The 26,521-nt window shown below is 58.2% G+C and carries 29 protein-coding genes, 1 tRNA gene and 1 pseudogene; 13 read left to right on the top strand and 18 right to left on the bottom strand.

The genetic code is table 11. From position 1 onward, the window contains the following. Positions 1-13: 13 nt before the first annotated feature. The 6 genes from ACDZ94_RS02955 to ACDZ94_RS02930 are packed head-to-tail and all read left to right on the top strand — an operon-like array spanning position 14 to position 5,489. Entirely contained in the window at positions 14-679 is a 666-nt protein-coding gene (locus tag ACDZ94_RS02955) for a TfuA-like protein (RefSeq protein WP_407016186.1), read from the top strand. Positions 680-686: 7 nt separating this feature from the next. Then, on the top strand, positions 687-1,451 hold the full coding sequence (locus ACDZ94_RS02950; protein ID WP_432751054.1) for an aKG-HExxH-type peptide beta-hydroxylase: 765 nt from the start codon (positions 687-689) through the stop codon (positions 1,449-1,451). Positions 1,452-1,454: 3 nt separating this feature from the next. Continuing rightward, positions 1,455-1,730 (top strand): hypothetical protein, encoded by a 276-nt coding sequence (locus ACDZ94_RS02945; protein WP_407016188.1) that lies wholly within the window; start codon positions 1,455-1,457, stop codon positions 1,728-1,730. A gap of 1 nt (position 1,731) precedes the next feature. Continuing rightward, positions 1,732-2,895: a molybdopterin-synthase adenylyltransferase MoeB gene (gene moeB, locus ACDZ94_RS02940; RefSeq protein ID WP_432751053.1), complete on the top strand. Its 1,164-nt coding sequence runs from the start codon at positions 1,732-1,734 to the stop codon at positions 2,893-2,895. Further along, positions 2,892-4,211: an MFS transporter gene (locus ACDZ94_RS02935; RefSeq protein WP_407016190.1), complete on the top strand. Its 1,320-nt coding sequence runs from the start codon at positions 2,892-2,894 to the stop codon at positions 4,209-4,211. The genes moeB and ACDZ94_RS02935 overlap by 4 nt, the downstream gene beginning before the upstream one ends. Positions 4,212-4,223: 12 nt before the next feature. Continuing rightward, the gene (locus ACDZ94_RS02930) at positions 4,224-5,489 is read left to right on the top strand and encodes a cupin-like domain-containing protein (RefSeq protein WP_432751052.1); all 1,266 of its coding nucleotides are present in this window, start codon (positions 4,224-4,226) and stop codon (positions 5,487-5,489) included. 65 nt (positions 5,490-5,554) lie between these two features. On the opposite strand, the gene ACDZ94_RS02925 is transcribed toward ACDZ94_RS02930, so the two are convergent. The 5 genes and pseudogenes from ACDZ94_RS02925 to ACDZ94_RS02905 form a co-directional block, all read right to left on the bottom strand. Then, positions 5,555-6,271, bottom strand: coding sequence for an autoinducer binding domain-containing protein (locus ACDZ94_RS02925; RefSeq protein WP_407016192.1), 717 nt, complete (start codon positions 6,269-6,271; stop codon positions 5,555-5,557). A gap of 423 nt (positions 6,272-6,694) precedes the next feature. After that, positions 6,695-6,958, bottom strand: a pseudogene (locus ACDZ94_RS02920) (IS5/IS1182 family transposase); the annotation flags it as partial. Between the two features lie 361 nt (positions 6,959-7,319). Further along, the gene (locus ACDZ94_RS02915) at positions 7,320-9,548 is read right to left on the bottom strand and encodes an ATP-binding protein (protein WP_432751051.1); all 2,229 of its coding nucleotides are present in this window, start codon (positions 9,546-9,548) and stop codon (positions 7,320-7,322) included. Then, complete coding sequence (locus ACDZ94_RS02910; protein WP_064454065.1) at positions 9,545-10,159, bottom strand: biliverdin-producing heme oxygenase; 615 nt, start codon at positions 10,157-10,159, stop codon at positions 9,545-9,547. Before ACDZ94_RS02910 ends, ACDZ94_RS02915 begins: the two co-directional genes overlap by 4 nt. A 195-nt stretch (positions 10,160-10,354) precedes the next feature. Then, on the bottom strand, positions 10,355-10,735 hold the full coding sequence (locus ACDZ94_RS02905) for a response regulator (RefSeq protein WP_064454064.1): 381 nt from the start codon (positions 10,733-10,735) through the stop codon (positions 10,355-10,357). Between the two features lie 182 nt (positions 10,736-10,917). Here ACDZ94_RS02905 and ACDZ94_RS02900 point away from each other — a divergent pair, with 182 nt between their 5' ends. Continuing rightward, a complete protein-coding gene (locus ACDZ94_RS02900; RefSeq protein ID WP_064454063.1) occupies positions 10,918-11,292 on the top strand; it encodes a c-type cytochrome in 375 nt (124 codons plus the stop codon). Here the strand turns inward: ACDZ94_RS02900 and ACDZ94_RS02895 are convergent, their stop codons facing one another. From ACDZ94_RS02895 to ACDZ94_RS02875, 5 genes are all read right to left on the bottom strand, one after another. Further along, a complete protein-coding gene (locus ACDZ94_RS02895) occupies positions 11,293-13,314 on the bottom strand; it encodes an LTA synthase family protein (RefSeq protein WP_432751050.1) in 2,022 nt (673 codons plus the stop codon). It lies immediately after the preceding gene. A gap of 72 nt (positions 13,315-13,386) precedes the next feature. Then, a complete protein-coding gene (locus ACDZ94_RS02890; protein WP_064454062.1) occupies positions 13,387-13,998 on the bottom strand; it encodes a hypothetical protein in 612 nt (203 codons plus the stop codon). After that, on the bottom strand, positions 13,998-15,266 hold the full coding sequence (locus tag ACDZ94_RS02885; protein WP_064454061.1) for a sialidase family protein: 1,269 nt from the start codon (positions 15,264-15,266) through the stop codon (positions 13,998-14,000). Before ACDZ94_RS02885 ends, ACDZ94_RS02890 begins: the two co-directional genes overlap by 1 nt. Before the next feature lie 23 nt (positions 15,267-15,289). Continuing rightward, entirely contained in the window at positions 15,290-15,835 is a 546-nt protein-coding gene (locus ACDZ94_RS02880; protein WP_221295613.1) for a cytochrome b/b6 domain-containing protein, read from the bottom strand. Beyond that, a complete protein-coding gene (locus tag ACDZ94_RS02875) occupies positions 15,835-16,101 on the bottom strand; it encodes a PepSY domain-containing protein (protein ID WP_053257899.1) in 267 nt (88 codons plus the stop codon). The genes ACDZ94_RS02880 and ACDZ94_RS02875 overlap by 1 nt, the downstream gene beginning before the upstream one ends. Before the next feature lie 146 nt (positions 16,102-16,247). On the opposite strand from ACDZ94_RS02875, the gene ACDZ94_RS02870 reads away from it, so the two are divergent. Then, positions 16,248-16,910, top strand: coding sequence for a response regulator (locus tag ACDZ94_RS02870; RefSeq protein WP_259763449.1), 663 nt, complete (start codon positions 16,248-16,250; stop codon positions 16,908-16,910). Then, on the top strand, positions 16,907-18,289 hold the full coding sequence (locus tag ACDZ94_RS02865) for an ATP-binding protein (protein WP_407016195.1): 1,383 nt from the start codon (positions 16,907-16,909) through the stop codon (positions 18,287-18,289). Before ACDZ94_RS02870 ends, ACDZ94_RS02865 begins: the two co-directional genes overlap by 4 nt. On the opposite strand, the gene ACDZ94_RS02860 is transcribed toward ACDZ94_RS02865, so the two are convergent. The 4 genes from ACDZ94_RS02860 to ACDZ94_RS02845 form a co-directional block, all read right to left on the bottom strand. After that, positions 18,246-18,716, bottom strand: coding sequence for a hypothetical protein (locus tag ACDZ94_RS02860; RefSeq protein ID WP_221295612.1), 471 nt, complete (start codon positions 18,714-18,716; stop codon positions 18,246-18,248). The two genes, ACDZ94_RS02865 and ACDZ94_RS02860, sit on opposite strands and share 44 nt — an antisense overlap. Positions 18,717-18,720: 4 nt before the next feature. Beyond that, positions 18,721-19,002, bottom strand: coding sequence for a colicin E3-like toxin immunity protein (locus tag ACDZ94_RS02855; RefSeq protein WP_432751049.1), 282 nt, complete (start codon positions 19,000-19,002; stop codon positions 18,721-18,723). A gap of 171 nt (positions 19,003-19,173) precedes the next feature. Beyond that, a complete protein-coding gene (locus tag ACDZ94_RS02850; protein WP_432751048.1) occupies positions 19,174-19,398 on the bottom strand; it encodes a DUF7683 domain-containing protein in 225 nt (74 codons plus the stop codon). Continuing rightward, positions 19,395-20,531, bottom strand: a complete 1,137-nt coding sequence (locus tag ACDZ94_RS02845; RefSeq protein ID WP_432751047.1) for a colicin E3/pyocin S6 family cytotoxin — start codon at positions 20,529-20,531, stop codon at positions 19,395-19,397. Before ACDZ94_RS02845 ends, ACDZ94_RS02850 begins: the two co-directional genes overlap by 4 nt. A 550-nt stretch (positions 20,532-21,081) precedes the next feature. Here ACDZ94_RS02845 and ACDZ94_RS02840 point away from each other — a divergent pair. Beyond that, entirely contained in the window at positions 21,082-21,390 is a 309-nt protein-coding gene (locus tag ACDZ94_RS02840) for a DUF3077 domain-containing protein (RefSeq protein WP_432751046.1), read from the top strand. Between the two features lie 215 nt (positions 21,391-21,605). On the opposite strand, the gene ACDZ94_RS02835 is transcribed toward ACDZ94_RS02840, so the two are convergent. Together ACDZ94_RS02835 and ACDZ94_RS02830 are read right to left on the bottom strand one after the other, a co-directional pair. After that, a complete protein-coding gene (locus tag ACDZ94_RS02835; protein WP_432751045.1) occupies positions 21,606-22,382 on the bottom strand; it encodes a M12 family metallopeptidase in 777 nt (258 codons plus the stop codon). A 155-nt stretch (positions 22,383-22,537) separates the two neighbouring features. Continuing rightward, on the bottom strand, positions 22,538-22,909 hold the full coding sequence (locus tag ACDZ94_RS02830; protein ID WP_053257892.1) for a PH domain-containing protein: 372 nt from the start codon (positions 22,907-22,909) through the stop codon (positions 22,538-22,540). A gap of 133 nt (positions 22,910-23,042) precedes the next feature. Between ACDZ94_RS02830 and ACDZ94_RS02825 the strand changes: the two genes are divergently transcribed. Continuing rightward, complete coding sequence (locus ACDZ94_RS02825) at positions 23,043-23,678, top strand: LysE family translocator (protein WP_064454052.1); 636 nt, start codon at positions 23,043-23,045, stop codon at positions 23,676-23,678. 8 nt (positions 23,679-23,686) lie between these two features. On the opposite strand, the gene ACDZ94_RS02820 is transcribed toward ACDZ94_RS02825, so the two are convergent. Then, on the bottom strand, positions 23,687-24,016 hold the full coding sequence (locus tag ACDZ94_RS02820; protein ID WP_432751044.1) for a hypothetical protein: 330 nt from the start codon (positions 24,014-24,016) through the stop codon (positions 23,687-23,689). A 93-nt stretch (positions 24,017-24,109) separates the two neighbouring features. Next, positions 24,110-24,194: transfer RNA gene (locus ACDZ94_RS02815), tRNA-Leu, on the bottom strand. A 108-nt stretch (positions 24,195-24,302) separates the two neighbouring features. Between ACDZ94_RS02815 and queA the strand changes: the two genes are divergently transcribed. Both queA and tgt read left to right on the top strand, forming a co-directional pair. Continuing rightward, a complete protein-coding gene (gene queA / locus ACDZ94_RS02810; protein ID WP_432751043.1) occupies positions 24,303-25,367 on the top strand; it encodes a tRNA preQ1(34) S-adenosylmethionine ribosyltransferase-isomerase QueA in 1,065 nt (354 codons plus the stop codon). A 5-nt stretch (positions 25,368-25,372) separates the two neighbouring features. Continuing rightward, entirely contained in the window at positions 25,373-26,488 is a 1,116-nt protein-coding gene (gene tgt / locus ACDZ94_RS02805) for a tRNA guanosine(34) transglycosylase Tgt (protein ID WP_003175976.1), read from the top strand. The last annotated feature ends 33 nt before the right edge of the window (positions 26,489-26,521 follow it).

The raw sequence follows: 26,521 nt of genomic DNA, 5'->3' as shown, positions 1-26,521 counted from the left end.
GGCAGGGGGAAATATGAAGCTGCATTTATTCGTCGGGCCGACGGCGTCAGGCATGGAACAGACCTTGGCCGAACTGAATGAGGTGGTGGTGCATCCTCCCGCCAAGCGCGGCGACATCCAGGCGCTGGTTGCCCAGCATAGTGTTGCGGGCAACATCGCTATTGTGGATGGCACTTTCCACAGCTTCCCTTCTGTCGGTCATATCGAGATCCGCAAGGCGATACTGAAGGGCTGGAAGATATGGGGCCTGGCGTCCATGGGCGCCATCAGGGCGAGTGAAATGCGCCTGCTGGGCATGCAGGGTCATGGAGTGGTCTACGGGCAATATCGCGACGATCCTGAGTTCGACGACGACGAGGTGACGCTGGTTCATGAGATTGACGCTCCCTATCGAGCGATGTCTGAGCCACTGATCCATATTCGCGGCTTTGTCAGTGCATTAGAGGACCAGCAGCACATCTCGGCGGGCAACGCCCAGTCGGTTATCAAGGACCTGAAGGAGCGCTGGTACGCAGAACGCACCTTGCCCAGGCTGAAAAAGCTGTTGCAGGCCACCGGCGAGATGACGCTGCAGGAGATTGATCAAGCGCTGTCCGGCTTCAAGGAGTTTCGCATCAAGGGTCATGATCTGAAGGACTTCTTGGCATCTCGTTGCTGGCGCTCCGAATGCGTGGATTGAACTGCTCATGAAGCCCGCAGCATTTTTCGACACTATCGGCGGCCTGCCTTTCATTGACGATGGCGTACGTCCCGCGAGCTTGTTGGCCGCCGTTGCCTGTGGCCGGCGTAACTCGGCCCCGGATGCACATGAAGCATTGACCGATTATCTGGACCCGGAAAATGCGCGGGCGCTGTTCAAACGTCTGGCCAGCAGTCAGGTTGATGAACTCGACTCGACACAGTGCTCGGCTGTGGAGCAACGAAAGATTGCAACGGCCACCGCCCGAATTGGTATGACAAGCGAAGCATGGCGTGGCTTTTTTGCCATCCCCATTCGCTACCGAAAGCTGTTCCAACCTATGAGCAGCTCAACCAGCGCGTTGATTCCCCAAACCATTTATTTGGGTTGGCGTGCCTTTGACTCGCCCGTACCTTTGGAAGAAACACTGGTGCATGAGCACGCGCACATCTGGTTGAACTTCGTGATGGAGGTCTACGACCTGCAAACACAAGAGGCGCCAATGGACTATGTACTGCCATCGGGTACCAGTGGCAAGACCCTGCGAGGCGTTATGGCTGCGGCTCATTTTGCTGCGGCTGCCTTGAAATATTACCGCTGTCAGCGCAACCCGCCCCCTTCACAGCAGCGTCAGGCTTACTTGCACAAGTATTTGGCCGGTTGCCTGGATATTGCCGCCCAACGACCTTGTTTTACCCCGATGGGGCGTCTGGTGTTTTTCTCACTGAATGACTTCTATCAGGACCTCACTGTGTGCCCGGAAGGAAACTAACGCATGACGCAAATCATAATCGCCAGCCAGTTCTCGGAACTTACCAATGGCCGTAAGTCCTGGACGTTGCCTTGCTCGAATGCTCAACAACTGTTGGAGGGACTGTGGGCGGGCGAGCCGCTGTTGTTCAGCGCTATTGTGCAAAGCGAGTACCGGCTGAAACCTTTTGTCAGCCTGGTCATCGACGACATTCCTTATTCTGATGAAGAACGTTGGCAGGATATTCCGCTCACGGCTCATTCCACTGCACTGATCATCAGCGCGGTCGCGGGAGGCTGATATGGATGACGAACTGTTCAGCCATGATGAAAAGGTCCACTACGCCAGGCACGTTCTGATCAAAGATTTCGGTACCGAAGGCCAGGCCCGACTTAAGGCCGGTAAAGTGCTGGTAGTCGGGGCCGGTGGTTTGGGTTGCCCAGCCCTGATGTACCTGGCCGCTGCGGGAGTCGGCAATATCGGTATCGTGGAAGATGACACCGTAGACGTCAGCAACTTGCACCGCCAGTTGCTATTTGGGGTTAACGATATCGGTCAACCCAAAGGCGCTGTGGCGCGGCAAAAGCTGCTCGCCAACAACCCTTATGTCGACATCGAACACTTCAACCTGCGGATCGATGAGAGCAACGTCCTGGCTTACATGCAACGCTACGATGTAATTCTCGATGCGACTGACAATTTCGCTACCAAGTACCTGTTGAATGATGCGTGCCACCTCGCAGGCAAGCCGTTGATCTATGCCTCGATCAGTCAGTTCGAGGGGCAAATCGCAGTATTCAATCTGCTCGACGCGAGTGGTCGGCGCTCTGCCAACCTGCGCGATATTTTCCCCGAACCTCCCCCGGCAGGCCTGTCCCAGAACTGCGGTGAGGCCGGAGTGCTGGGCGTCTTGCCGGGCATTGTAGGGTCGATTCAGGCGCTCGAAGCGATCAAGATCCTGACCGGTCTGGGAGAGCCCTTGGCCAACCGGATGACACTGTTTGATGCCTTGGGCATGCAGGTGCGCAATGTCACGATACGCCACCGCGCCAGTAACCCCCTCAGTGGCGATCAACCGTCCATTCACCATCCCCAGGTCATCGAGGTGCGTTGCGCGGTAGCGGTCGGCGAGCAGTATTGCATTTCGCCCCAGGCGCTGGAGGAGCGCTTACGCAATGGCGAGCCGTTGCAACTGATTGATGTACGGGACGGTGACGAACATCGGGCGGTTTCGCTGGGTGGGATCAATATTCCATTAGGCGAGCTGTCCCGACGCCTGCCCCAAACGGTGGTCACCACCGACACCGTGGTCTACTGCAAAAGTGGCGTACGCAGCTTGAAAGCGTTACACGCGATCAATGCCATCGTCGGTGAGGGGCGTTGCCGCACGTTGACCGGAGGCCTGGATGCCTATGTCGCGGCCGGTTGCCAAGAGCGTTTGAATACTTGCCAGGGGCTGCCATGAGTAAATCGTCGCTGAAAGGATTGGGGCGCGACTTTTACCTGATCCAGGTCGCCGCGTTTTTAAACGCCGTGGGCGCGCGTTGCGGGCAGTTTGCAATCGCCTGGTGGGTACTGGGCAAGATCGGTGACCCGCTGGTCTTTTCCACCTTCGTTGCGGTTGCAACCTTGGCGGATGTGCTGTCCCGGGCGGCGTTTGGCTGGCTGGGCGATCAATACGATCGTCACCGCTTGCTGGTCGGCTGTTACGCAACCAGTGCGGTAGCGACGCTAGTGTTGGCGAGTCTGAGTTCGATGGATTTCTACCAGCCTCTGTTGATTGGCGTATGCCTGGCTGTTTCCGGTATCAGCATCGGTATTCGTGATCCGATCCAGATGAGCCTGACGCCCGCCTTGGTCGCTTCCGAGCGGGTCAGCGACGCCGTGCGCCTGAGGAGTATTGTCGGCTCGTCGTCTGCCCTGATGGGGCCTCTTGCCGCCGGCATCCTATTGGGCCCCTTGGGGGTGTTGGGCACCCTGTGGCTCAATGCGCTGGCTGTGGTGATTGCGCTAGTGTTGATTGTGGTCGTCAGGGCGTCGCCCGCCACCCATACACCTGGCGTGCGGCAGGCTTCCTATCTGGCTACTTGGTATAAACGCACCCACGAAGGGTTTACAGCGCTCTATCGGGTGAAACCCGAATGGAACCTTAGCTTGTTAGCGTTCGTCGTTAACTTTTCGCTGTATCCCCTGTTCGCGGTGTTATTCCCTGTTTTGATCAATCGCTATTTCCCCGCAGACTTATGGTTGATCGCGGTCACTGAGGGGGCGTTTGCGCTAGGTCTTCTGGTGGGCAGCCTGTTTTTGGTCAAGCGCGCCAATCAGCGCTGGGGCCGGCCGAACGTGGTGTTCGCGGGGTTCCTGCTGCTGGGACTGGCCATGTTCAGTTGCGGGATCTTCAGTCACTTCTTCCATACCCAACCGTGGTGGTTTGCCAGCGTAACGGTGCCGCTGCTGTTTATTGGCGGTGTGGGCCTGGTGATGGTCACAGTCAATACGTCCACGGTGCGTATGTTGGCCACGCCCGACAACTACAGAAACCGGATCGGATCGGCGACCTCGTTCATTTCCGGTATGGTCATCCCTTTTGGAGCCCTGGTCGGCGGGGCGTTTTCCGGGACCCTGGGCGTGAGTTACGCCATGGCGATCCTGGGTCTGCTCATTGTCCTGGCGGCGGTGCCCTGCATGTTCAGTGCTGTGCTGGTGCGGGTTTTAGGCCTGAGTGATGAGCAGATAAAGAACGCTTATAAGGACTTTTACCCTGATGCTTTTCCGGATTGAAGGTAATGAACGATGACAGCCACGACCACTGCACGCTTCACCGAAAAAAACACACCTGTGGTTCCCGCTTCTTTTTGGGATCGGTTTGTCAGCCTCTCAAACAATAAGTCGCAACCGGTAGTGATTGAAAACGGCGCACTTATCGAGCCATTGTTGACCTTGCAGGACGTTTTTCAGTTGGCAAGAAACGTCGTTGAATCGGGTGACCTGACCGTCAACGCTGACGGCAAGATGCTTGACCAACCGACGGTGCCGGCTTTTCCAGAGCACTTTGGAGGGTTCGAACAGTTTGTCAGGGACTTCGCCGCGCTCAACGACGCCGAAGGAATAACGTTCACGCGTGACTATTGCCTGAAGCACTCCAGTACCGTGGCCACCAAACTACGCGCGTTCACCCATGGCTACATTGAGCGTTATGGCATGCCGTATCCCGGCGCCAACGCGGTATTCATTGGTGGTAGGTATCGCTCGACCTGGATAGGCCTGCATAACGATTCCTGCGACACCTTTCTGTTTGCGTTGTATGGCCGCAAACGCATGATGATATGGCCGCCAGCCTATTTCGACAGCATGGCGCTGGAGAAAAAGTCCGCGCTCAACGGCGTCTGCTTTGGGCACATTGATGTCGGCCCCTACGCGGATGATGCGGTTATTTACGAAGTAGCAGCGGGCGAGATTTTCTTCATTCCCGCCGGTTGGTGGCATTACAACAAACTGGAGGAGTTGGAAACGACCCTGACCTTATCGGTGGGCATGTTCAGCCATGGCACGGCCCAAGGGTTCTGCGAAAATCCGATTAAAGCCTCGATGGCCTCCAAGGCGGGCAGCGCTTCGATGGGCGCTATCAAGCAACGGCCCAGCATGGTATTCGAGTCGCTTGCCGAGGTTGAACTGCCTGTGCAAGCAGTACGGTTTGTCGACACGATCCGCGATAACAGCAAGATCCAGATGCTGCTCAAATTGTCTGCCAACGGTATTATCCGTGATCGTACCTTGGATCGTCCTGACACGTTGTATTGGCCAGATCTGATCGTCGGTGCAAGGGTCGACAGCCCGATCTTTTTGCTGGCACTGGACGAGGAGGCAGGGCTTTTGTTCGCTGGTGGGGCGATGCTGCGTGTAAAGCAATTCCAGGCGGTTCGTGTCCTGGTCGAGCTGTTGCAGCGGGCCGATCCTCTGGCGATGGCGCAGGTACTGCGTGGGCAATACGGCGACGAGGAGATCCTCGGTGTCGTGCGGTGGCTATATGCCCAGGCTGCCATCGACTTGATTGCCTGAGCGCTTCGCGCCTCGTCGCAGTCGGCAGCGACGAGGTGGGTGTGGGATATTCGCTTTTCGCTGGCCTATATATGGCCTTGCGCAACCGCATAGGTCACAGCTTGAACCCGATTACAGGCGCCGATCTTCTTTTGGATATTACGCAGGTGGAAGTTCACCGCGTCCGCGGTAACGCTCAGTATGCGACCTATTTCTTCTGAGGTTTTACCATCAGCGGTCCACCTCAAGACTTCTTTCTCTTTTTCCCTGAACTCGATATCCGGTGCCGTGAGAAGTGTGTCATCAAGTTCGAAAATCCGGCAACCCATGGTCTCGGCGAAAGCCTTGATCAAAGGTTTCAACGCTTCAAGTTCGTCATCGTCAATTGGGTTGTTTTCCCTGGACAAAGAAAGCAGTCCGACACTGCCGCGGGTATTGAAAGAAGGCTGTACTACACCATTATTCAAATGGTGGCCGCTGGCCTCTAACCACAGCTGGGGGCAACCTTCAAATAACTCTTTACTCCAGCGCAGAGGTTCGATAGAGCATTTGCAATGGTGGACAGTCGGGTCAATCATTGCGTAGTTTTTTTCTTTGTAGCGCTTTAGCCACAGGGCAGGGTAGTTGCCAAAAATATGTGTCCGGGGGCGTGTAAAGGGTGTGGGCTCACAGATGGAATAAGCAAAGAAATCAAAATTTATTTGGCGGGTAAAGAGGGCGGATAATTCAATGAGTTCTTCCAGGCTCTGTGAACTCTTGATGCCGTGATCAAGCTGTCTTCTCCATGAAAAATAGTGCTCCATATAACCATGCTGCCATTATTCAATGAGTGCGGTTTAGTATAGGTGCATTTTGCAATATATGTAAACTTGTCTGTTTGCCTCCTGTATTAGGTTCTGTACGAAATCCCTCCTGAAATATCGATTTCTGTAGAATTCCCGCCATCACAGCCAGGAGGCCACGATGGCAAATCGATATGAACTTCCCGATGCAGCCTGTGAGTTGGTCTCATTAGCAGCATGCCGTACTTAAGTACCTTAGAAAGAGGGCGGTGGGACATTACTTTGGAAAACGCTTCAGGCCTAGGGAAAGTACTGAAGTACCCGCCGATTTTTCATGCCCTCGCTACTTGAGGTAAAAAAGACTTCGGTCGAAAACAGGCCTTTCCTGTCCTTAACTCATGGTTCTTTCCTCTAATCGCGCGGCTTCAGGGCGATCAGCCTGTATTACAGACGCACTTCGCCCCGACCCATCAACCGCTTTCGCACCCTCCACAGATTCGACAACGCGAACAACGTCGTCTGCTGCGCGATGTTTTTAGACAGACCTCCAAAGCGTACTTTCGCGTCGCCGAACTGGCGCTTGATCACACGAAACGGATGCTCAACCTTGGCACGCACCTGCGCGTTGGCGTATTCGATCTCGCCTCGCATACGCCCGATCCAACTCTTCTTGGCGTGCTTTTTATAGCGGCGCGGACGCGCAGGCAACGCGGCGTGCCCGCTGAGCGGCGTTGTTGCGTCAAAGCAGCCGGCCGTGTCCGAGGGAATCCAGAGCAGATTGATTTGAGTGCTGCTGCTGCTGCTGCTGCGTTTGCCCCGACAGGTTGCCGTCGCCGGTCGAGGGTTTTTCCGCCGGTTTGACGGGGGGGCTGGACGGGTTGTATGGCGTGGTTGAGGCTATAGGTGTGGAACGTGTTACCAATAATCATGGGTAGACCTCTTGCTCAATTGAAGGATCGCTGATCGCATCAATATTCCCTTTGAGTGCGCACTGAGTCAGTGGTATTGGCCGGTGTCTACGTTCCCGGCCAATGGTGTCCGCGTGTTTTGTCAGAGGGCCGAGGGCGTTTCAGTCCGCCTTAGGCACCGTAAACCTGAACTCACTGCCCCGCCCCAACTCACTTTCAGCTTCGATCCGCCCCCCGTGGGCCTGAACGATGCCCTGGGTGATGTACAGCCCCAGCCCGCTGCCGGTGGGGTTGTTTTCGGTCTGGGTCCAATAACGATCAAACACCTGCGGCAACTGTTCAGGCGCAATGCCTTCGCCGGAATCGCGCACCGAAAACACGATTTCTTCGCCGTTGCTCGCGGCGCTGACGTTGATGTTGCCCAAGCGCGGGGTGAACTTGATGGCATTGCCGATCAGGTTCGACAGCACTTGGAACAGGCGCTCCGGGTCGCCGTTGATCTGCAGGCCCGGCGCTGTGTTGAACGACAGGTCGATGCCTTTTTCCATCGCCAGCGGCGCGAGCAAGGCATAGGCTTCTTCAAACATCTGGCTGACGTCCAACACCACCGGCTTAACCACATAACGCCCGGCCTCGATTTTCGAAGTGTCGAGCAAGTCCTCCAGCAGCACATTCATGCGCCCGGCAGCTTGTTGCATGGTGTCGATGGCCTTGGAAATCCGCCGCGAAGTATGTGGGCCGTCGGAGCTGAAGGTCTTTTGCATCATGCCGCAGAGCATCGAGATAACGGTCATCGGGTTGCGCAAATCGTGGGACACCACCGCCACCAGTTCATCACGCGCACGCACCGCTTGCTGCTCACGCAACACTTGGCGCGCGAGGTCATTTTCCAGGGCGGAACGGCGCAGGTCGTTGGCCGCAAACAGGTCGCCATGGCTCCACTTGGTGGAGATGCCGGCCATTTCCACTTTCCAGATTTCAAACGAGGTGCGTGGGCGAAGATGCAAGCCAGCGTCGGAGTTTTCCAGGTTCAGCGGCTTGTTCGGGTTGCCGCTCCAGTTGATGCTCTCTTTCACATCCGGGCGAAACCACAGCACGCCATTGTCCACCGGCTTGGGCAGGCTCATGGCCAGGACGCCGCTGGCCACTTGCTGATACTCGGCGGCGGGCGGGTACACCGACGCCAGCTTATGGCTGGCAAACACCGGTTGGCCGCTTGCTTGCAGCCATTTGTGTAAAGCGCGAATCTGCTCCGGCTCAGGGCAATTGCCGTAACGATGCAGCTGCTTGTCTTCGATGATCGCCACGCCACCCGACAGCGTCAGTTCCATCAGCACCTGCGGCTGCTGGGCCAGGGCATCGAACACATTTTGCTCAGAGGCTTTCATCGCCCGGTCAAGCAGGGCCAGTGCCTCGACTTTCTCATCGCGCTGACGGCTCACGTCCAGGGCTTCCATGGCGCTGATCTGCAACGACAGCACCTGGCCGATGGTTTGGCAGGTGATGCGCAGATCATTGGGCACCAACAGCGGCTCGCGGTTGCCGCAACTGATCAGGCCCCAGAGCTTGTCACCCGCCATCAAGGAGATGCTCATGGACGACAGCACGCCCATGTTTTGCATGTACTGGCAGTGAATTGGCGACACGCTGCGCAGGGTGGCAAAGCTCAAATCGAGCGGCTGGCCAGTGTCCGGGCGCAGCTTGGGCAGCAGCGGCACCGGCTCGTAGGCGGCATTCGGGATGATGCGTAGCCAGTTGGTGCGGTACAGCTCGCGGGCCTGCTCGGGGATGTCGGATGCGGGGAAGAACAGACCGTTGAACAGCTCCATGGATGGCGCCGACGCTTCAGCGATGACCTGGCCATGGCCTTCATCTTCAAAGCGATAGATCAGCACCCGGTCGTAACCGGTGATGGCCTGGATTTCATTCACGCTGATTTCGTACAGCGCTTGCAGGGTTTTCGCCGACTGCAGGCGTTGCAGCATTTTGCCCAAGTTGCTGGTGCGGCCATTCAGGGCGCGGGGTTTGAAATCGTCGAGGCGCGGTTCGAATTCCAGTATCAGCACGTCGTTATGGCGATGCAGCAGGCCCTCAAATTGCGCACCGTTGAAGGTGACATGCAGCGCGGGTGCTTCGAAAAACGTGCTGTGTTCAGCCATGGCTTGTACGGTTTGGGCATGTTCTGCGCCAATCAAGGTGTGCAGCGGTTGGCACAACAGCGACTCTGGCGCGTGGCCGAACAATACGCCTACGTTGGCGCTGACCTGGATGATGTTCAGGCCTGGCTCCGACAGTGTCAGCAACACACCGTGGGGCTGAATCGCCCCCGGGGTGCGGATGGGTTCGTCGGCGCAGTTGGCAAGCAGTTCTTCAAAATCTTCAGGTTTCATAGCAGTACTTCCTGGCTGGCGAGCCATTGCTCAAAGCCGCTGAATGTCGAACAGGCCGCCTCCACTGCGCGCTGTTTGGCTGGCGCATCCAGTGACTGACCGCTCAGGTAATCGAGAAAGTCTTTCCAGCGCCGACCGGTCTCGGCGCCGTAGACGTTGAGAAACGCGCCACCGTTATCCGCATCGATATCCAGGCGCTTGCCCATTTCTCGGCGCAATACCTGGCCGCCCAGGGTCGCACCTTCCAGTACGTACAAAGCACCGAGGCAGGCGGCGGGGTTATCGAACGTTGGGCGTTGACTGCAACGGGGGAGGGCGCTGACGTCGGCGCCAGTCAGGCCAAGAGCGTAGAGATCGCACAGCAATGTTGGTGTTTTCACCCGCAACGCAGTATCGAAACCATCGGGGATCAAACCACTGTCATACAATGCCGCTTCCATCGGCCCATAAAAGCCGTAGTACGCCTGAAGCAGGCGTTGGTACCAGTCGGCATCCAGACGTTCGGAGAAAAACGGCAGGCGTTTTTCCAGCGCTACATGCAGCAGGCCGGTGCCTGAGCGCAACGCTTCCAGCAATGAGGGCGCAGCAACGTCAGGGGCCTGCAAATGCATTCAATGAGCTCGAACTGTGGGCCTTTCGGCCATGAATGACGCGAGTAACATGGCGACGATTCTACACAACGCATTGTCGTCAACTACACGCAGTAGGCGAAAAGGCTGACCGGCAGATCAGAAAAGTCGCTCCTTGCGTGATTAATGACCACAGGGCGGCGCATCAAGTTCGGTTTGGGTGATATTGCGGTGCTATCAATGCAGGGATGAACCCTGTTGGGTCAGTGCGTTTTGCACGCACTCAACCAAATGTTCGGCACTCCACGGCTTGGGCAAAAAACGTACGGAACCGCCCAGTTGCGCCGCCAGTCTGGTATTGCCGGAGGTCAGCACCACCGGCACTGATGGCCAACGATGCGCCACCACCTTGCTCAGGTCATACCCGTTGAGCAGGCCGGGCATTTGGATATCGCTGACAATCAGGTCTACCGGGTCGTCGCCGCGTTCCAGGTAAATCATTCCTTCATCCGCCGAAGGAAACGAGGTGACATGAGCCCCGAAATCCTCCAGTACGTCGACCATTAACGAACGAATAATCTCGTCGTCTTCCAGCACTAAAATCGATGGCTGGGCCATGATCCTTACTCCACCATCAGGGTTCAGTAAGGTGGAGTGGGGCGGGCGTGAATAGGTTCGATTGGATATGTGCGGGGCGATGGGTGGTCGTTTTAGAGCGGTTGCGCGGTGGTGGGCCGCAGCGGCACAGTAAGGTTGATACAGGCATAATCGACTCACCGTTGCCCGCTGTGGAGCCATAAATGAAGTACGCCTTGTTGACCCTCGCCCTGATCCTCAACACCGGCCCGGCCTTTGCGGCGGGTGACGCCGAGGCGGGCGGCAAGCTCTTCGCCAAGACCTGCGGCGGCTGCCACAGCATCGGCGAAGGTGCACGCGGCGGTTTTGGGCCTGAGCTTAACGGCATCATCGGCCGCCCCGCCGGCACCACCACTGACTATCAGTACTCCGACGCGATGAAAAATTCCGGCGTGGTCTGGACCCGCGACAAACTCGCCGCCTATATCGAGGCGCCGAAGAAGGTGGTCAGCGGCACGCGCATGATCTTCTGGGGAATCAGCGACCCGGAAAAAATTGAAAACATCCTGGCGTACCTGGAAACCTTCCAGCCCAAGTAATCATTCGCGCACGTTCCTGAACAACATCAACCGCGCACTCTCATGCAGCCCGCGCGTCAGCCCCTGTAAGCGTTGAAACTCTTCAGGGTGCTGTTCGGCCACATCCTCCCTCGGCGTTTGCGAGGCCAGGTCATGCAGGGTCGGCGAGCTGCCGTCATGTTGCATCTGCAGCAGGAAGTCCTTGGTCACGCCGCCGATAATCGGGAACGTGCCCTCATGCAGCACCAGCGGCACCACGCGTTCGCCTTCCGGCGCTGGTTGCTGGATGTCGCGGCCCATCGCGCCGTTGCGAAACGGTATGCCCGCCATGCCGGCGACTGTCGGCAGCAAATCCGCCAGGCCCACGGCTTCTTCAATCACCCGCGGTGGCAGGCCCGGGGCGTGGATCAGCAGCGGCACATTGTTGCTTTCCAGGCCCAATTGCTCGAAGGCGGGCGCCATGTGCGGGATCTGGCTGATGCGGGTGTTGTGGTCGCCGAAAAACACAAAAATGCTGTTGTCGTACCAGCCACCGGCCTTGGCGATGTCCATCAGGCGGCCGATGTTGTAATCCAGCAGGCGCACCGCGTTGTATTGCTCGACGCTGCGTGAACCGGCGGCCTGGGCTTGCTCCAGCGTCACGTTATTGAGTTGGAAGCCATCGTTTTGCTTGGGGATGGTAAACGGGCGATGGTTGCCGGAGGTTTGCACGTAGGCGAAGAAAGGCTGGTCTTTTGGCACCGCGCGCAGCAGTGAGTCGCCTTCCTTGAACAGGTCCAGGTCGGAGATGCCCCACACGTCCACCCGTGGCGAGCGCCAGTGGCTTTCGTCAAACAGCTGCACGCCGTCGATGCTCTGGCGGATCAACGCATTGATATTCGCCCAACCGGCGTTGCCGCCGATCATGTAGAACTTCTGGTAGCCCTCGAACGCGTTGATCAGCGTGTGTTGCCGCGTGATCAGCGGGTTGCGTGTGGCGGTCTCCTGGCGCGTGACATCGGGCACGCCGGTGATGCTCGCCCAGACGGTTTTGGCGGTGCCGGTGACGGGCACGTAGAAGTGTTTGAAGAACCAGCTTTGCGTCGCCAGTTTATCCAGGTTCGGCGTGGGGTTCAGCGGGTTGCCGTAGGCGCCGACGGCGCTGGTGCCGAGGGATTCGAGCATCACGAAGATCACATTGGGCGGGCGCTCGCCTTGCAGGCGATAGGGCTGCACGCCTTGCTCACGGGTGAAATTCAATTGCTTGGGATCGGGCTGATCAACGCCCAAATACGCGGCCACCTGCGGGTAGTGCTCGCGCACTTTGGCCTCATCGAATTGCGCTTGGCCGACCTTGAGTGTCTCGTATAAAAACAGCACCGGGTTCAGGCCCACGGCGGCGACCTGGCTATTGCCGGAAAAGAACGCATCGCTCCAGCGCAGCGGCACCGGGTTTTCCAGGTTGAGGTTGGCTACGCGGCCGAGCAGCGCCAGCAGCACGGCGACAACGCCGACCACGGCCACAGACGCCACCGCCCATTTGCCGATGGTGTTGGGTTCGCGGTCCAGGGTCAATCGCTCCAGGCACACCAACGCCCACACCCACATGGCGACTGCCGCCAGCCAGCAGGCGGTTATCCACAGCACCGGGTAGGTTTCCCACACCATCTGTTGCGAAATCTGTGCGTCTTGCAGGTAGCGCAATACGGTCGCGTTGATACGCACACCGAGGTAGGCGTAGTGGCCGAAGTCGATGATGTACACCAGGCCGACCCCGGCCAGCGCCACCACCAGATAGCCGCGCGCCAGCCAGCGCAGCGCGGACGAGGTCGTGAGGTTCCAGCGCGGGAACCAGGCCAGCAGCGCCAGCGGCAACAGGATCAACACCGCCAGACGCAGGTCGAACCGCAGGCCGATGCCCAGGGTTTCCAGCAGCGCCGGGGTGTTTAACTCAAGGCCGGAAAAGCTGATTAAAAACACCAACCGCAACGCGGCCAGCAACACAAACACCAACCCGATCGCGCCCACGCCGTAGCGCAGGCGGCGTGATTGCAACGCACCCATCATTGACCCTTCCCAATGTTCAAAACGACGCCGATCAAATGTGGGAGGGGGCTTGCTCCCGAAAGCGGTGTATCAGTGCCAGAGTTGTTGCCTGACACGCCGCATTCGCGAGCAAGCCCGCTCCCACAGTTTGCATTGCATTAATCCTGCGACTACGCAGTAGCCCGCCAACAGTGGATCAACCAGGTAATCCCAATAGTTCTCCGAAGCCTTCAGCCGCAACGCGAACGCCAGGGTGCCGATCGCCAACATCCACACCGCCAATGCATTGCGCAGCCACAGCATCAACAGCGCCGCCGCCCCCACCAGCACAATCATCGGCCGAGGGTTAAAGCCCCAGCGGTAAGGGTCGAAATACGTCAGGCCCATCGTTGCCGGGTACAACAGCAGGCTCAGCACGCCAAACAGCACCAGCAATTGCACCAAGTGTTGACGGCCCAGCGGCTGCACCACGCCCAACCGGCACAGCCCCACCCACGCCAACAACACCAACGTGCTGATCGCCAGGTCATCGGTAAAGCTGCGTACGTACGCCGCCAAGGGCAGTTCATTCACCGGGATAAAACTCACCACCACCAGCACGGGCAGCAACCACGGCCGCCACGGCGCGGTAAAGCGCAGGGCACACAGCGCCACAAACCCCAGCAACACAAAACTCAAATGGGCTTGCCACACAGAAACCATCACAGACGCTCCGCCAGCCAGGCTTCGTTGAAGCTGACATGTTTGATAAAGGTGTTATTCCACGAGTACACCAAGTGATACATGCCGTCCGGGCTGCGGCTGAAATACGGGTACTCGTACTCGAAATCGCAGCCACGGGGTTTGCACACGCGATAATCCAGATTGCTCAGGAAACGTTGTTCCAGCGGCAGGCGTTTGGCGCCGCTGGACGCGCGAAAGCCTTCGCCGATGATCGCTTTATAGGCCTCGGGGGAAAACGGTTGGCCCAGCGGGTCGGGTGATTGGTCCAGCTCCACCACCGTGCGCCATTGGCTCAGCTTGGCGTCGGTGCCGTAAAGGCTGAGCTTGAAGCGGCCGTCCTGCAGGTCGTTGAGGGCGACCAGCAAACCGTCGTCTTCGGTGCCCACCGCCGCCAGCGATGAATTGGGGTTGGCCGGTTCCAGCGGGTACGGCTCGCTCCAGGTTTGCCCGGCGTCCTCGGTGCGGCTGGCGAGCACGCGGTGATGGGTTTCGCCGGCGTAACGCAACATCGCCACGGCGCGCTGGCCGTCCTGCGGCACGATGGTCGGTTGCAGGGAATGCTTGCCACGGCTGATGCGGAATTTGTCGATCACCGCACCGTCCGCGCTCAAGTAGAGGTATTCGGCGAACTTGCCCATGAACTCGTGATACACCGGCAGGCCGATCGAGCCGTCGGCGTGAAACACCGGCGCGGCGCGTACCAGCGTGCTGATGTTGAAGAACGGCGAGGTCACCAATTGCCGAGGTGCCGACCAGTTCGCGCCAAGGTCCTCGGAGACCATCACGTTGATCGCACTGGTGGCCCAGCCGCCGACCGACACCGACACGTAAAACATCCACAGGCGTTTATCCGGCCCCAGCGCAATCACCGGGTTGCCCAGTTTACGGATGTAACGCTGAGTGCCGTCCCGCGTGCTTTCCCGCGTCGCCAGCACATGCTCGGCGCCCCATTCGCCGCTGCGCGCATCAAACCGTGCGGTGCGCACCTGCACATCGGCGGCGCCTTCGCGGGAACCGGCAAACCACACGGCCATCAAGTCGCCGCCGGGCAGCGCGGTGACGGACGAGGAGTGCACAAAGTCGGTGAGTTGCGAGGACACGAAGCGGCTGGTGTAGTGCGGCGCCGTCGCGACCTTGGCGGTGTTCGGGCTCGCTTGCGCAAACGGTGCGAGCACGTGCGGCGGATGGCTGAGCCAGGCGGCAATAAATACCCCTAGCAGGCTGCAGATCAGTAGGGCGGAGCGCATAGAGAACCTGTCAGAGAAAAGGATTACTGCGCACGATCATCCGGCAGGCGCTTCCTGCGACCGGTGAGCATGGATAACGGCAGGTTGTCCTTCACCTGGAGACTTTCATACACGGCGGCCAGTACATGCACACAGACCAGGGCCAGCAGCACATTGGCGGCGGTCTCGTGGACTTGCAGCGGCCAATCGGCGCCCCATAGCGCGTCGACTTCCTGCATCAGGAAGCCGCTGATACCGAGGGTCAGCAGCGCCGACATCATCAACAGCATCACCAGCGCGCCGATGGGCGAATGGCCGAGGCGATGCAGTGCTCGCCCGGTGAAAACCCTACGCACGTGGTTACCGAGGCGCGCAGGCGATGGCCAGAAATCCGACCAGCGCGCACTGCGCGGCCCTACAAACCCCCACACCAACCGCACCAGCAGCCAGGCCATGGCGTAGTAGCCCAGCCACACATGCCAGTCATCGCCCGCTTCGTTAAAGAAGTAATTGGCGATAAAGACCCCGGCGACAGACAGATGAAACAGCCTCACCAGCGGGTCCCACAGGCGCAGGGATTCGCCTGGCATCAGCCCTTGATCTCAGTCTTCACGGCCTTGCCGGTGACCGGGTCGTGGTAGATCTCGACCTTGCGCTTGTCCTTGTCGAAGCCGTAGATCTCGTAGCAGTTGCCGTCAGTGACCTTGAACTTGCTGATGGTGTAACCGTCGGCCTTGAGCTTGTCCTGAAAGGCCTTTTCGTCTTGCCATTGCGAACGCTCGGCGGTGGTGCACTGCGGGCCGGCGAGGGCCATTGGGCTGGCGATAAGCAGAGACAGCAGGAGAATTTTGCGCATGAAAAAGCTCTCAGCAGATGTGGGAGATTTCACAGTGCAAAACCAACCTTAGTGCAACCTTAGTTGGCAACGCGCCGTAACATCTTTCCCGGAATGACCCACCGTAGAACCGGCATGATTCCGCCGTTTCCTACAGAGATTTCGTTATGCGCCTACTCCTTGTCGAAGATGATCGTGCCCTTGGCCAGGGCATTCGCGTGGCATTGAGCGCTGAAGGCTACACGCTGGATTGGCTGCAAGATGGCCTCAGCGCCTTGCACGCGCTGCGCACTGAAAGCTTCGATTTGCTGCTGCTCGACCTCGGCCTGCCACGCCTGGATGGCCTCGACCTGTTGCAGCAACTGCGCGCCGGGCAGCATGACCTGCCGGTGCTGATCCTCACCGCCCGCGACGGTACCGCCGAACGCATCGCCGGGCTGGACGCGGGCGCCGACGACTACCTGATCAAACCCTTCGACGTCGAAGAACTCAAAGCCCGCGTGCGCGCCCTGTTGCGCCGCAGCCAGGGCCGCGCGCAACCGATGCTGGAACATGCCGGCGTCAGCCTCGACCCGGCCACCCAGCAAGTGCGTTACCAGGATGAAGAGATCATCGTCACGCCGATGGAATACCAGCTGCTGCACCAACTGATGGTGCGCCCCGGCAAAGTGGTGACCCGCGAGCGCCTCGCCCGGGCGTTGTATGGCTGGCAGGACCGGGTCGAGAGCAACACCCTCGAAGTACTTATCCACAACCTGCGTAAAAAACTCTCCACCGACCTGATCCGCACCGTGCGCGGTGTTGGCTATGTGCTGGCGCTTAAACCATGACCTCGGTTCGCGCGCGCATCCTCATTCCGGTGCTGGTGTTTATTTTGCTCGGTGATGCCCTGATCAGCTGGCTCGTGCTGCGCGACAGCCACCACGAAATCGAAGAAGTCTACGACGCCCAACTCGCCCAAAGTGCGCGCCTGCTGCAAGGTGTGCTGCGCCAACGCGACCCCGGCGAAGCCGACTGGGACCGCTTATATCAGGCGTTCGACCAGGCCATGAGCCGAGTGGGGGAGGAGGGCGTGGCCCACCCGTACGAAACTCGCCTGACCTTCCAGGTGTGGCGCAGTGACGGGCAATTGCTCGTACGTTCCGCCGAAGCCCCCGTGCTGACTGCACCGCCGGCCACCCTCGGCGCCCACGACATCATGGACAACGATAATGACTGGTGCGCCTACCTCCTCGCTGACCCGCAACAGGGACTGCTGATCTGGGTGGGCGAGCGCGACGACATTCGCCAGGACCTGATCGAGCGCATTGTGCGCCATACCCTTTGGCCCACCTTGATCGGCGTGCCGCTGCTGACCGTATTGATCTGGCTGACCATCGGCTGGGGGCTCACCCCGTTGCGCGCCATGGTGAGGTCGATTCGGGGGCGCAATACCGACACCTTGCAACCGCTGAACCTCAAGCCGTTGCCGACTGATCTGGAGCCTATGCAAACCGCGCTCAACCGGCTGTTGGTGCAAATGGATGACCTGTTGGAGCGCGAACGCCGTTTCATCGCCGACGCCGCCCACGAACTGCGCACGCCATTGGCGATCCTGCGCATCCATGCACAAAACGCCCAAAGTGCTGCGACCGAAGCGCAACGGCGCGAAGCCTTGGACTTCCTGGTCAACGGCGTGGACCGCGCCACACGCATTGGCAGTCAATTGCTGACCATGGCGCGTATCGAGCCGCAACTGAGCAACCCCGTGCGCAAGCCTGTGCAATTGACGGAACTGGTGCGCGAAGAACTGGCCGAATTGACGCCGCTGGCCATGGAGAAAGGTGTGGAGTTGGTGCTCGAAGGCGAAGAAGAGTGTTGGGTGCAAACCGAGCCGGTAGCCCTGGCCATTGCGCTACAGAACCTGGTAACCAATGCACTGAATTTTTCCCCGGCGGGCAGCGAAGTGAAAGTGGTGATTGGCCTTAACTGCTTGAGCGTGGAAGACCAGGGCCCGGGGATTGATGAAGCGGAAATGGAGCGTTTGTTTGAGCGGTTTTATAGCCGGGATAACGCCAATGGTGCGGGGTTGGGGTTGGCGATTGTGGAGATGATCGTGGGCAAGATCGGCAGTGCGTTGACGTTGCAAAATTTGCAGCAGGGCGGCTTGCGCGCGCGGCTGAGCTTCACGGCTTGCGCGCAAGCGCCTGCGGGAATACCACACCGTTGAACGTGTGGGTGCAGCAGTCACAACTGGGCTTCATCTGTTCGGGCGTCAATTGGGGGTTAACCTTTTGCAGCAGGCCTGCCGCGTCGACCCACAAACCGCTGTAATAGCTGAAATCACCCAATAGCACATAGTCGTCTTTGTCATTTTCATGCAGAGCAACCATCCAGAACACGGGCTCCGGGCGATCCAGGCGAGCATTGGCTTCGCTGAACACCTTGTCCCATGGCTGACCAACGTTGGACAGGAGAAATCGGAATAGCGGCGTGTAGTCAAAACCGTGTCGTTGACGGCTGTGCATTGAACCGCGGGTGGACAGTGAACGCTGTGCACTTTTTGTATGTCGTTCATAGCGATAAGCGAAACCGCTACCGTGGCGCACGCCATGGGTTCGGGTATTGACTGAGCGGTAGAGGAGGGGCTTTTTCATTGCATCAAGACTCTGTACGGGGTTGTTTTGGAGGGGGCGGCCAAGCGCCCTGGTAGCGGAAGGAAATTTGGTAGTCGAAAAGGTTGGGCTGTATTTCATGTTGGAAGTGTGGCCGGAGAATTGTTATCCAGGTAGGGAGAACGTTGAAACCCCCGGCATATATTGCGGTTTCTTCGCTCAACCCCAGAGCTTCAAAAGAACTGTCTGCGTCATGGATATCCGCTGAGTACTCATTTTGTTTTAAGTCATCACTGTTCTTTTCGTACCAGCACAATCTGATTTTCATGACCACTTTTGCTAGTCCTCTATATCGGTAAATTCGACGCTCAGGTTGCGCCGTTCCTTGGTATTGCGGACCCTGCGAGTCGGGTGAGAACCCTGAGATGCCAGGGGATCTTTCGGAGTCTTTTCCCTGAAAGTGAGCGTCGGCGAATGAGGTTTCGACTCTTTAAAATGGTTACGCGTCGCATGCCAAATACAGCGACACATTTTTTGGAAAGACCAATGAGGTAAGGTTTTCGATACCTTCGATTTGTTGCGGAGTAAGTAGGTAGTCATAGACACATTCGTGTTCGTCCTCCCAACCCATAATTGGCAGCAAATCGGCAGCTTTCAGGTTGAGCGGTATTTCAGTCGAAATATTCTCGCTTCCCGCTGGGACTACGTAGATCAGGTGTTTCATGGATCTATCCTTCTCGTGTCTTTTGCGTCTTTGGTTCGTTCACCTGTTATAGGATCGAATTCGCCCAAGTGCTTACCTCGCTTGTTGTACTTCTCGACCTTGCCTCGTTCGAAGTCCCATTCGTAGATATAGCCATGGGGATCCTTCCAGCGGGGCCTAAGATGACCTCCGCCCCTGACGCTGGATTTGGAAGGCGCGCGTACGGCTTCTGGAAACGCAGTTAAAAACCTTGGACTCGGTTGATATTTGTGATCCCCAGCCCGAACGCTAACCACCACATACAGCGGCCGAACCCCCGACTCCACCGGGAACACCAGAATAAAATCCCGATACTCCGGCGGATAAATCGGGTTCACCAGAATCTGCGCGGCTTTCTCCGTCGGCGGGTAAATCCAAATCACCGGCGCTTGCGGCGCAGCCTCCAATGCCGGAATACCCAGTGTATCTCCAGGATCAACCGCAGGCGTCCAGATCAGTTCCACGCCCTCACCCAAATCCGCCACAAACTGATCGCCACGGCTTTGGAACTGCACCACATCAATCATCTGCCAATCGGCAGTGTTGCCTGTGTAAAACCCGTACCCCTTGAGCGTGCCGTCCCCACTCTGTTCGACATGCAAACGCATCTGCGACCGCGCCCGTTGCAGCGAACGCAACTGCTCCTCGCTGTAGAGCGCGCTATCACCCAGCTCCGACGGCCAAGCCAGCGCCACCAAACCCGCCAATAAGCCACCGGCTACAGTGCCAGCGGCGGTAGCTGCGGATTCCACCACCGCCGAACGCAACGCCAACTGCCCCAAGCCAACAGGCAGGGCGCTGCCGCTGATCTTGTGCAAGGCGACTGCGCCTCGGTTGTCCACCTCGCGCCCACCCAACAGGCTGAAATGGCCGTAATCCTTGATCAGCTCCAACGGTACGTAACCGGTGGGGTCGTTGTAGCGAATGATGCCGTCGGGCAGTTGGCAGGGTTTGGTGAACACGCAACCGGGAAGTTTTGCGGGCGTAGGCGCCGGTGCTGGTGTTGGGTCGAGCAACACCATGGGCGGCGAATAGGGCACCCGCTTCGGCTGCGGAGTCAGGATTCGCCGTTTGAGTTGTTCTTCTTCGGTGATGGGGTAAAAGCGCTCTGACATGACCGGCTCACTTCCTTGTGCGAGGGAGTGAGCGTACGAGGGGGAATCAGAGGTTGATGTCGGCTCTGCTCGATGGTGTATGTGGGAAAAGTCATCGCTGTTAGCGACGATAATTAAAAAGGGGCGATGGGACTTTTCTACTTAGCTATCTTCAGCATTTTAAGTAGTGCGCTTTGGACATTTCGCGTCACAAGGCTCGGCTTTGCCTGTCCAGTTTTTAAAGCTAAGTTCTCGCTCGTCGCTGTCTATACGGCGACCGGGCCTGGAAACCCGTGGGTATAGGCGCACAGGCGCCACCATTTATCACGACCGCTGGCGCCACTTTTGTGCCAGCATATGCGTGTTATGGCGGCTGTGCGTGGGAGGCTTTCGAGTCTGCCGGGTTTGCCTATTCCCCGGTTTCCAGCCTGCGCACAGCTACCACCCATTCGCCTGGAAACGAATGCGGCAGCTCTCTTCGAAGAATGGGAGCTATACCAATGAGCGTTTCTGAACGGTTTTATCCTCGCAATACCGCAGTCCACACCTCTACGCTGTCCGGAGGTGCCCAATGATCAACCTACCCCTAAACAAAACCCTCGGCGTCATCACCTTCTCCCCCTGCGGGAAACAGCCCAACCCCCACCGTCTATTCCGCGTCAATGCCCGCGTGCCCATTCGCGATGCCCTGGAGCATGCCTCCGAGCTGCTGCACTGTTCCAAAATGCTCGCGTTGGATGCCGCCATGGACAAGAGCGCGGACCGTTACGCCTGGGCGGCGCATTATTTGGGGGAGATGGCGAAGGCGGTAGTGGATGATTTGGCGAATGGGATGTTGCCGAATGGGGTGATGGAGGAGGGCGAGGCGGTTTCGGTGTAAGCGGGTGATTTGAGGGTGTGGCGGCTGGCGTCTTCGCAGCGATGCGGCGACCCGACAAGCCAGCTCCCACGTTTGGATCGAGGCGCACCAGCTAAACCGTGTAGGCAGTAAAAAAGACCTTGGGACGCCAAGGTCTTTTTTTGCCTGCTGATCGAGGTGAGCAAGTGCTTGATGCCCTGCGTGCGTCAAGTGGGGCGGTATCGCTTGGTCAGGGATTATGTTGGCTCATCGGGGTGCCACTTAAGCAACGCTTGGCAAAGAGGCGCCGGCGCAGGTGGCTTCGGCATGGGGTAAGCCTGTTGCATTTGGGCGATATCGCCGTCGCTGATGTCCCAGGTTTCCGATTGACCCCAACTGCCATCTGTCCAGTCGGGGCTGACCTCGTAATGCATTATCGAATCGCCGTCGTAAGGTTGGTAGCTGTGCTCATCGCGACGCTCTAGGGGTAAGATATTTTTGTCGACGAGGTACTGGGTCCAACCATAGTGCTTGAGCATGTGGTCATACGCCTTCTGCTTGTCCCAAGGAATGCCTGAATTAGGGTGTTGGTGAGCATGCAGCGCGCCCAAGCCATGCCCGAACTCATGCAGCACCACGAAACGGAATCTGGGTGAATGGATATCGCCCGGCAGGATCATCGTGGGCAGGTGTGGCGGTTTTTTTTTCGCGCCTGTCCCTACCGCAGAGCCGAAGGTGTCATTGATATGGTTGAGAGCGATACGGATGTCGCCTTCTTCGCCCAGGACAAAATTGAACTTGAGATTGACGTAAGGCAGCCATTCGTTGATCACGTCCTTTATCGCTTTTGCCTCCTCTTCGTTAACGTCATATAGCGCTATCGTGATCGTCGAACCATTGGGCCAGAGCTGGGTTTTGTCGATCACGTTGCGCTTGGTTCGTATCGGGCTGACAGACTGCGCATCAGGGCTTGAGGCGTTGTCCGCGTAGGGGGCGGTATGAAACGGTTGAAGGAGACTGGGAGCATTGATCATAAGACATATCACCCAAAGGCTATAGGAACCTTTGGGTGTTGCCGGTGAGGTCTACAGTTCCCTGTGCAGGCTTGTTTCAGTCAATTATTTTATCTGTCGCTGGCCTCCAAACGACCGAGCTCGAGCGGCTGATAAACAATTAAGCGCATAAGGGGTCAGCTCAGCAGGTGCTTGGAAATGATCCGCGAAATTTCCACAATCGAAGTCTTCCCAGTGAATTCAAACTTCACTTTCCCCAGCGACGAAAAGTAAATCTCCAACTCCGAATCCAGATCAAACGTGCCGGATGTTTCCACCGAGTACGCGACGATATTTTTGTACGGCAGCGAGGTGAAGTCCTTTTTGCTGCCGGTAATCCCCTGCACGTTCACCGCGATGATGCGCTTGGTGGTGAAGACCACGCCGTCGCGCATGGCTTTGTAGGCGTCGATCACTTCTTCGCCGTCGAGCAGCAGGGCGGAGACGCGTTCGGCGTATTCGTTGTTTTGTTTGAGTTTGAAGAAGCCTTTGTTGTTGAAGTCGATCATGTGCCTGTCCTGGGTGAGTGGTGCGGCAAACGCCCGTGAGTGTGTATGACGTTTTGCTTGCGGATCTGTATCTAACGCCCGGCTTTTCAACGCCCTACCATGGCGTCCAACACACTATTTCTGGAGCGACACCATGCCCGAACTGTCCAGCTGGCTTGCCTATGGCCTGATCTCACTCGGCATGGTGCTAACGCCCGGGCCGAACATGATTTACCTCATTTCCCGCTCGATTTGCCAGGGGCGTAAGGCCGGGTTGATTTCCCTGGGCGGTGTTGCGTTGGGGTTTGTGGTTTACATGCTGTGCGCGGCATTGGGCATCACCGCGTTGGTGATGGCAGTGCCGTTTGCCTACGACGCGCTGCGGCTCGGCGGAGCGTTGTACCTGGTGTATCTGGCCTGGCAGGCGGTCAAGCCGGGTGGCCGTTCGCCGTTTCAAGTGCGGGATTTGCCCCAGGACAGCCCGCGCAAGCTGTTCATGATGGGCTTTGTGACCAACCTGCTGAACCCCAAGGTAGCGGTGATGTATTTGTCGTTGCTGCCGCAGTTTATCGACCCGAACGGCCATGGCAGTGTGCTGACACAGTCCCTGGTGCTGGGCTTTACACAGATTGCCATCAGTGTGAGCGTTAACTCGGTGATTGCCATCATGGCGGGCTCCATCGCGGTGTTCTTTGTCACCCGCCCGGGTTGGCAGGTGGTGCAGCGCTGGGTGATGGGCTCGGTGTTGATGGGGTTGGCGGTGCGTATGGCGGTTGAAGGGCGGCGGTGAGTGGCGTGTTACAGGATGGCTTTCAGGTAGTCCTTGAGTGCGTTGAGCGGGGCATCGAGTTCTTCGAATGTCGACGCTTGGCGCACGTCCACCGCAAGCCGTTGCAGCTCGCGGCCCATCACGGTATTGGCGCCGCCCAAGGAGTTGAGTGCCTGGGCAATACACTCATCAAGCTTCACCTGAATCGTGGCCAAATCCCCCTGGCGCACCAACAACCCGAACACTTCCCGCTCATACCCGTCCATGACCAAATCATCTCGCAGAATCGGGCTCGCGCCTTCGGTCTCATGCACCAGCTTGAGAGCAAAAAGCGCAACAGCTTCCAGCGTCAATTCCATGGTCCCGGCTCCTCAACGTCTGCGTTCGCCCGTGCATACGCACTTTTCTACAGGCGAAAAAAAGACCTTGAATTTCAAGGTCTTTCTTTAAGATGGTGCCCCGAGGGAGACTCGAACTCCCACTCCTTTCGAAAACGGATTTTGAATCCGCCGCGTCTACCAATTCCGCCATCAGGGCTCAATGGCGGCGAAGTATAGAGATGAGATTACCGTTGGTCAATCACGTTTCATGGTCTATTTTCACTATTTCCGCTAGACTTCCCGGCCCTGCTAGACGAACCCCATCATGCGCGTTGCTGACTTTACTTTTGAGCTCCCTGATTCGCTGATCGCTCGCCACCCTTTGGCCGAGCGTCGCGCCAGTCGACTGCTGACCCTGGACGGGGTGAGCGGTGCCCTCGCACACCGTCAATTCACTGATTTGCTTGAGCATTTACGCCCAGGCGATTTGATGGTGTTTAACAATACCCGGGTGATTCCGGCACGGCTGTTTGGCCAGAAAGCGTCCGGCGGCAAGCTGGAAATTCTGGTGGAGCGGGTGCTGGACAGCCATCGCGTGCTGGCCCATGTGCGCTCCAGCAAGTCGCCGAAACCGGGGTCGAGCATCCTGATCGATGGCGGTGGCGAGGCCGAGATGGTCGCGCGCCATGACGCGTTGTTCGAACTCAAGTTCGCCGAAGAAGTGTTGCCGCTGCTGGAGCGTGTCGGCCATATGCCGTTGCCTCCTTATATAGACCGCCCCGACGAAGACGCGGACCGCGAGCGCTATCAGACGGTGTACTCCCAGCGCCCGGGTGCGGTGGCTGCACCGACGGCCGGGCTGCATTTCGACCAGCCGTTGCTGGATGCGATTGCCGCCAAGGGCGTCGAGAGCGCTTATGTGACCCTGCACGTGGGGGCCGGTACGTTTCAGCCGGTGCGTGTGGATAACATCGAAGACCATCATATGCACAGCGAGTGGCTGGAAGTCAGCCAGGACGTCGTGGATGCCGTGGCGGCGTGCAAGGCGCGCGGCGGTCGTGTGGTGGCGGTGGGCACCACCAGCGTGCGTTCACTGGAGAGTGCGGCGCGTGATGGCGTGCTCAAGCCGTTCAGTGGCGACACCGATATCTTTATCTTTCCGGGCCGGCCGTTCCATGTGGTCGATTGCCTGGTGACCAACTTCCATTTGCCGGAATCCACGCTGTTGATGCTGGTGTCGGCATTTGCCGGTTACCCGGAAACCATGGCCGCGTATCAAGCCGCCATCGCCAACGAGTACCGTTTTTTCAGCTACGGTGATGCGATGTTTATCACCCGTAACCCGGCGCCGACTGCTCCTAAAGAAGCGGGCCCTGAGGAACCACTATGAGTCGTATGTCGTTTGAATTATTGGCCACTGACGGCAAGGCTCGTCGTGGTCGCCTGACCTTTCCACGCGGCACCGTCGAAACCCCGGCTTTCATGCCAGTGGGCACCTACGGCACCGTCAAGGGCATGCTGCCGCGTGACATCGTCGCCACCGGCGCCGAAATCATCCTCGGCAACACGTTCCACCTGTGGCTGCGCCCGGGCACGGAAGTGATCAAGAAGCATGGCGACCTGCATGACTTCATGAAGTGGCAAGGCCCGATCCTTACCGACTCCGGTGGTTTCCAGGTGTTCAGCCTGGGCGCCATGCGCAAGATCAAGGAGGAGGGCGTGACCTTCGCCTCGCCGGTCGACGGTTCCAAGGTGTTCATGGGCCCGGAAGAGTCGATGCAGGTGCAGCGTGACCTGGGCTCCGACATCGTGATGATTTTTGACGAGTGCACGCCGTACCCGGCGGATGAAGACGTGGCGCGCATTTCCATGGAGCTGTCGCTGCGTTGGGCCCAGCGCTCGAAGAATGCCCACGGCGACAACACCGCGGCGCTGTTCGGTATCGTCCAGGGTGGCATGCACGAAAGCCTGCGCAAGCGCTCGCTGGAAGGCTTGGACAAGATCGGCTTTGACGGCCTGGCCATCGGCGGCCTGTCGGTGGGCGAGCCCAAGCACGAGATGATCAAGGTGCTGGATTACCTGCCGGGCCTGATGCCGGCTGACAAACCTCGTTACCTTATGGGCGTTGGCAAACCGGAAGATCTCGTAGAGGGTGTGCGCCGCGGTGTGGACATGTTCGATTGCGTGATGCCAACCCGTAATGCCCGCAATGGGCATCTGTTCATCGATACAGGCGTGCTGAAGATCCGTAACGCGTTCCATCGCCATGATGATTCGCCGCTGGATCCCACCTGTGACTGCTACACCTGCCAGAACTTCTCGCGTGCTTATCTGCACCATCTGGACAAGTGCGGGGAAATGCTGGGTAGCATGTTGAATACCATCCACAATTTGCGTCACTACCAAGTCCTGATGGCTGGTTTGCGCGAGGCTATTCAACAGGGTACATTGGCCGCCTTCGTCGATGCCTTCTATGCCAAGCGCGGGCTCCCTGTGCCGCCCTTGGACTGAGTTTTCCGACCCTAAGATTCACTATTTGCAACT

This window comes from Pseudomonas sp. UBT, from assembly GCF_050915955.1.
Classification (GTDB): domain Bacteria; phylum Pseudomonadota; class Gammaproteobacteria; order Pseudomonadales; family Pseudomonadaceae; genus Aquipseudomonas; species Aquipseudomonas antarctica_A.
The sequence above is the reverse complement of the archived record's forward strand: the minus strand, read 5'-3'. Positions and strand labels throughout refer to the sequence as shown.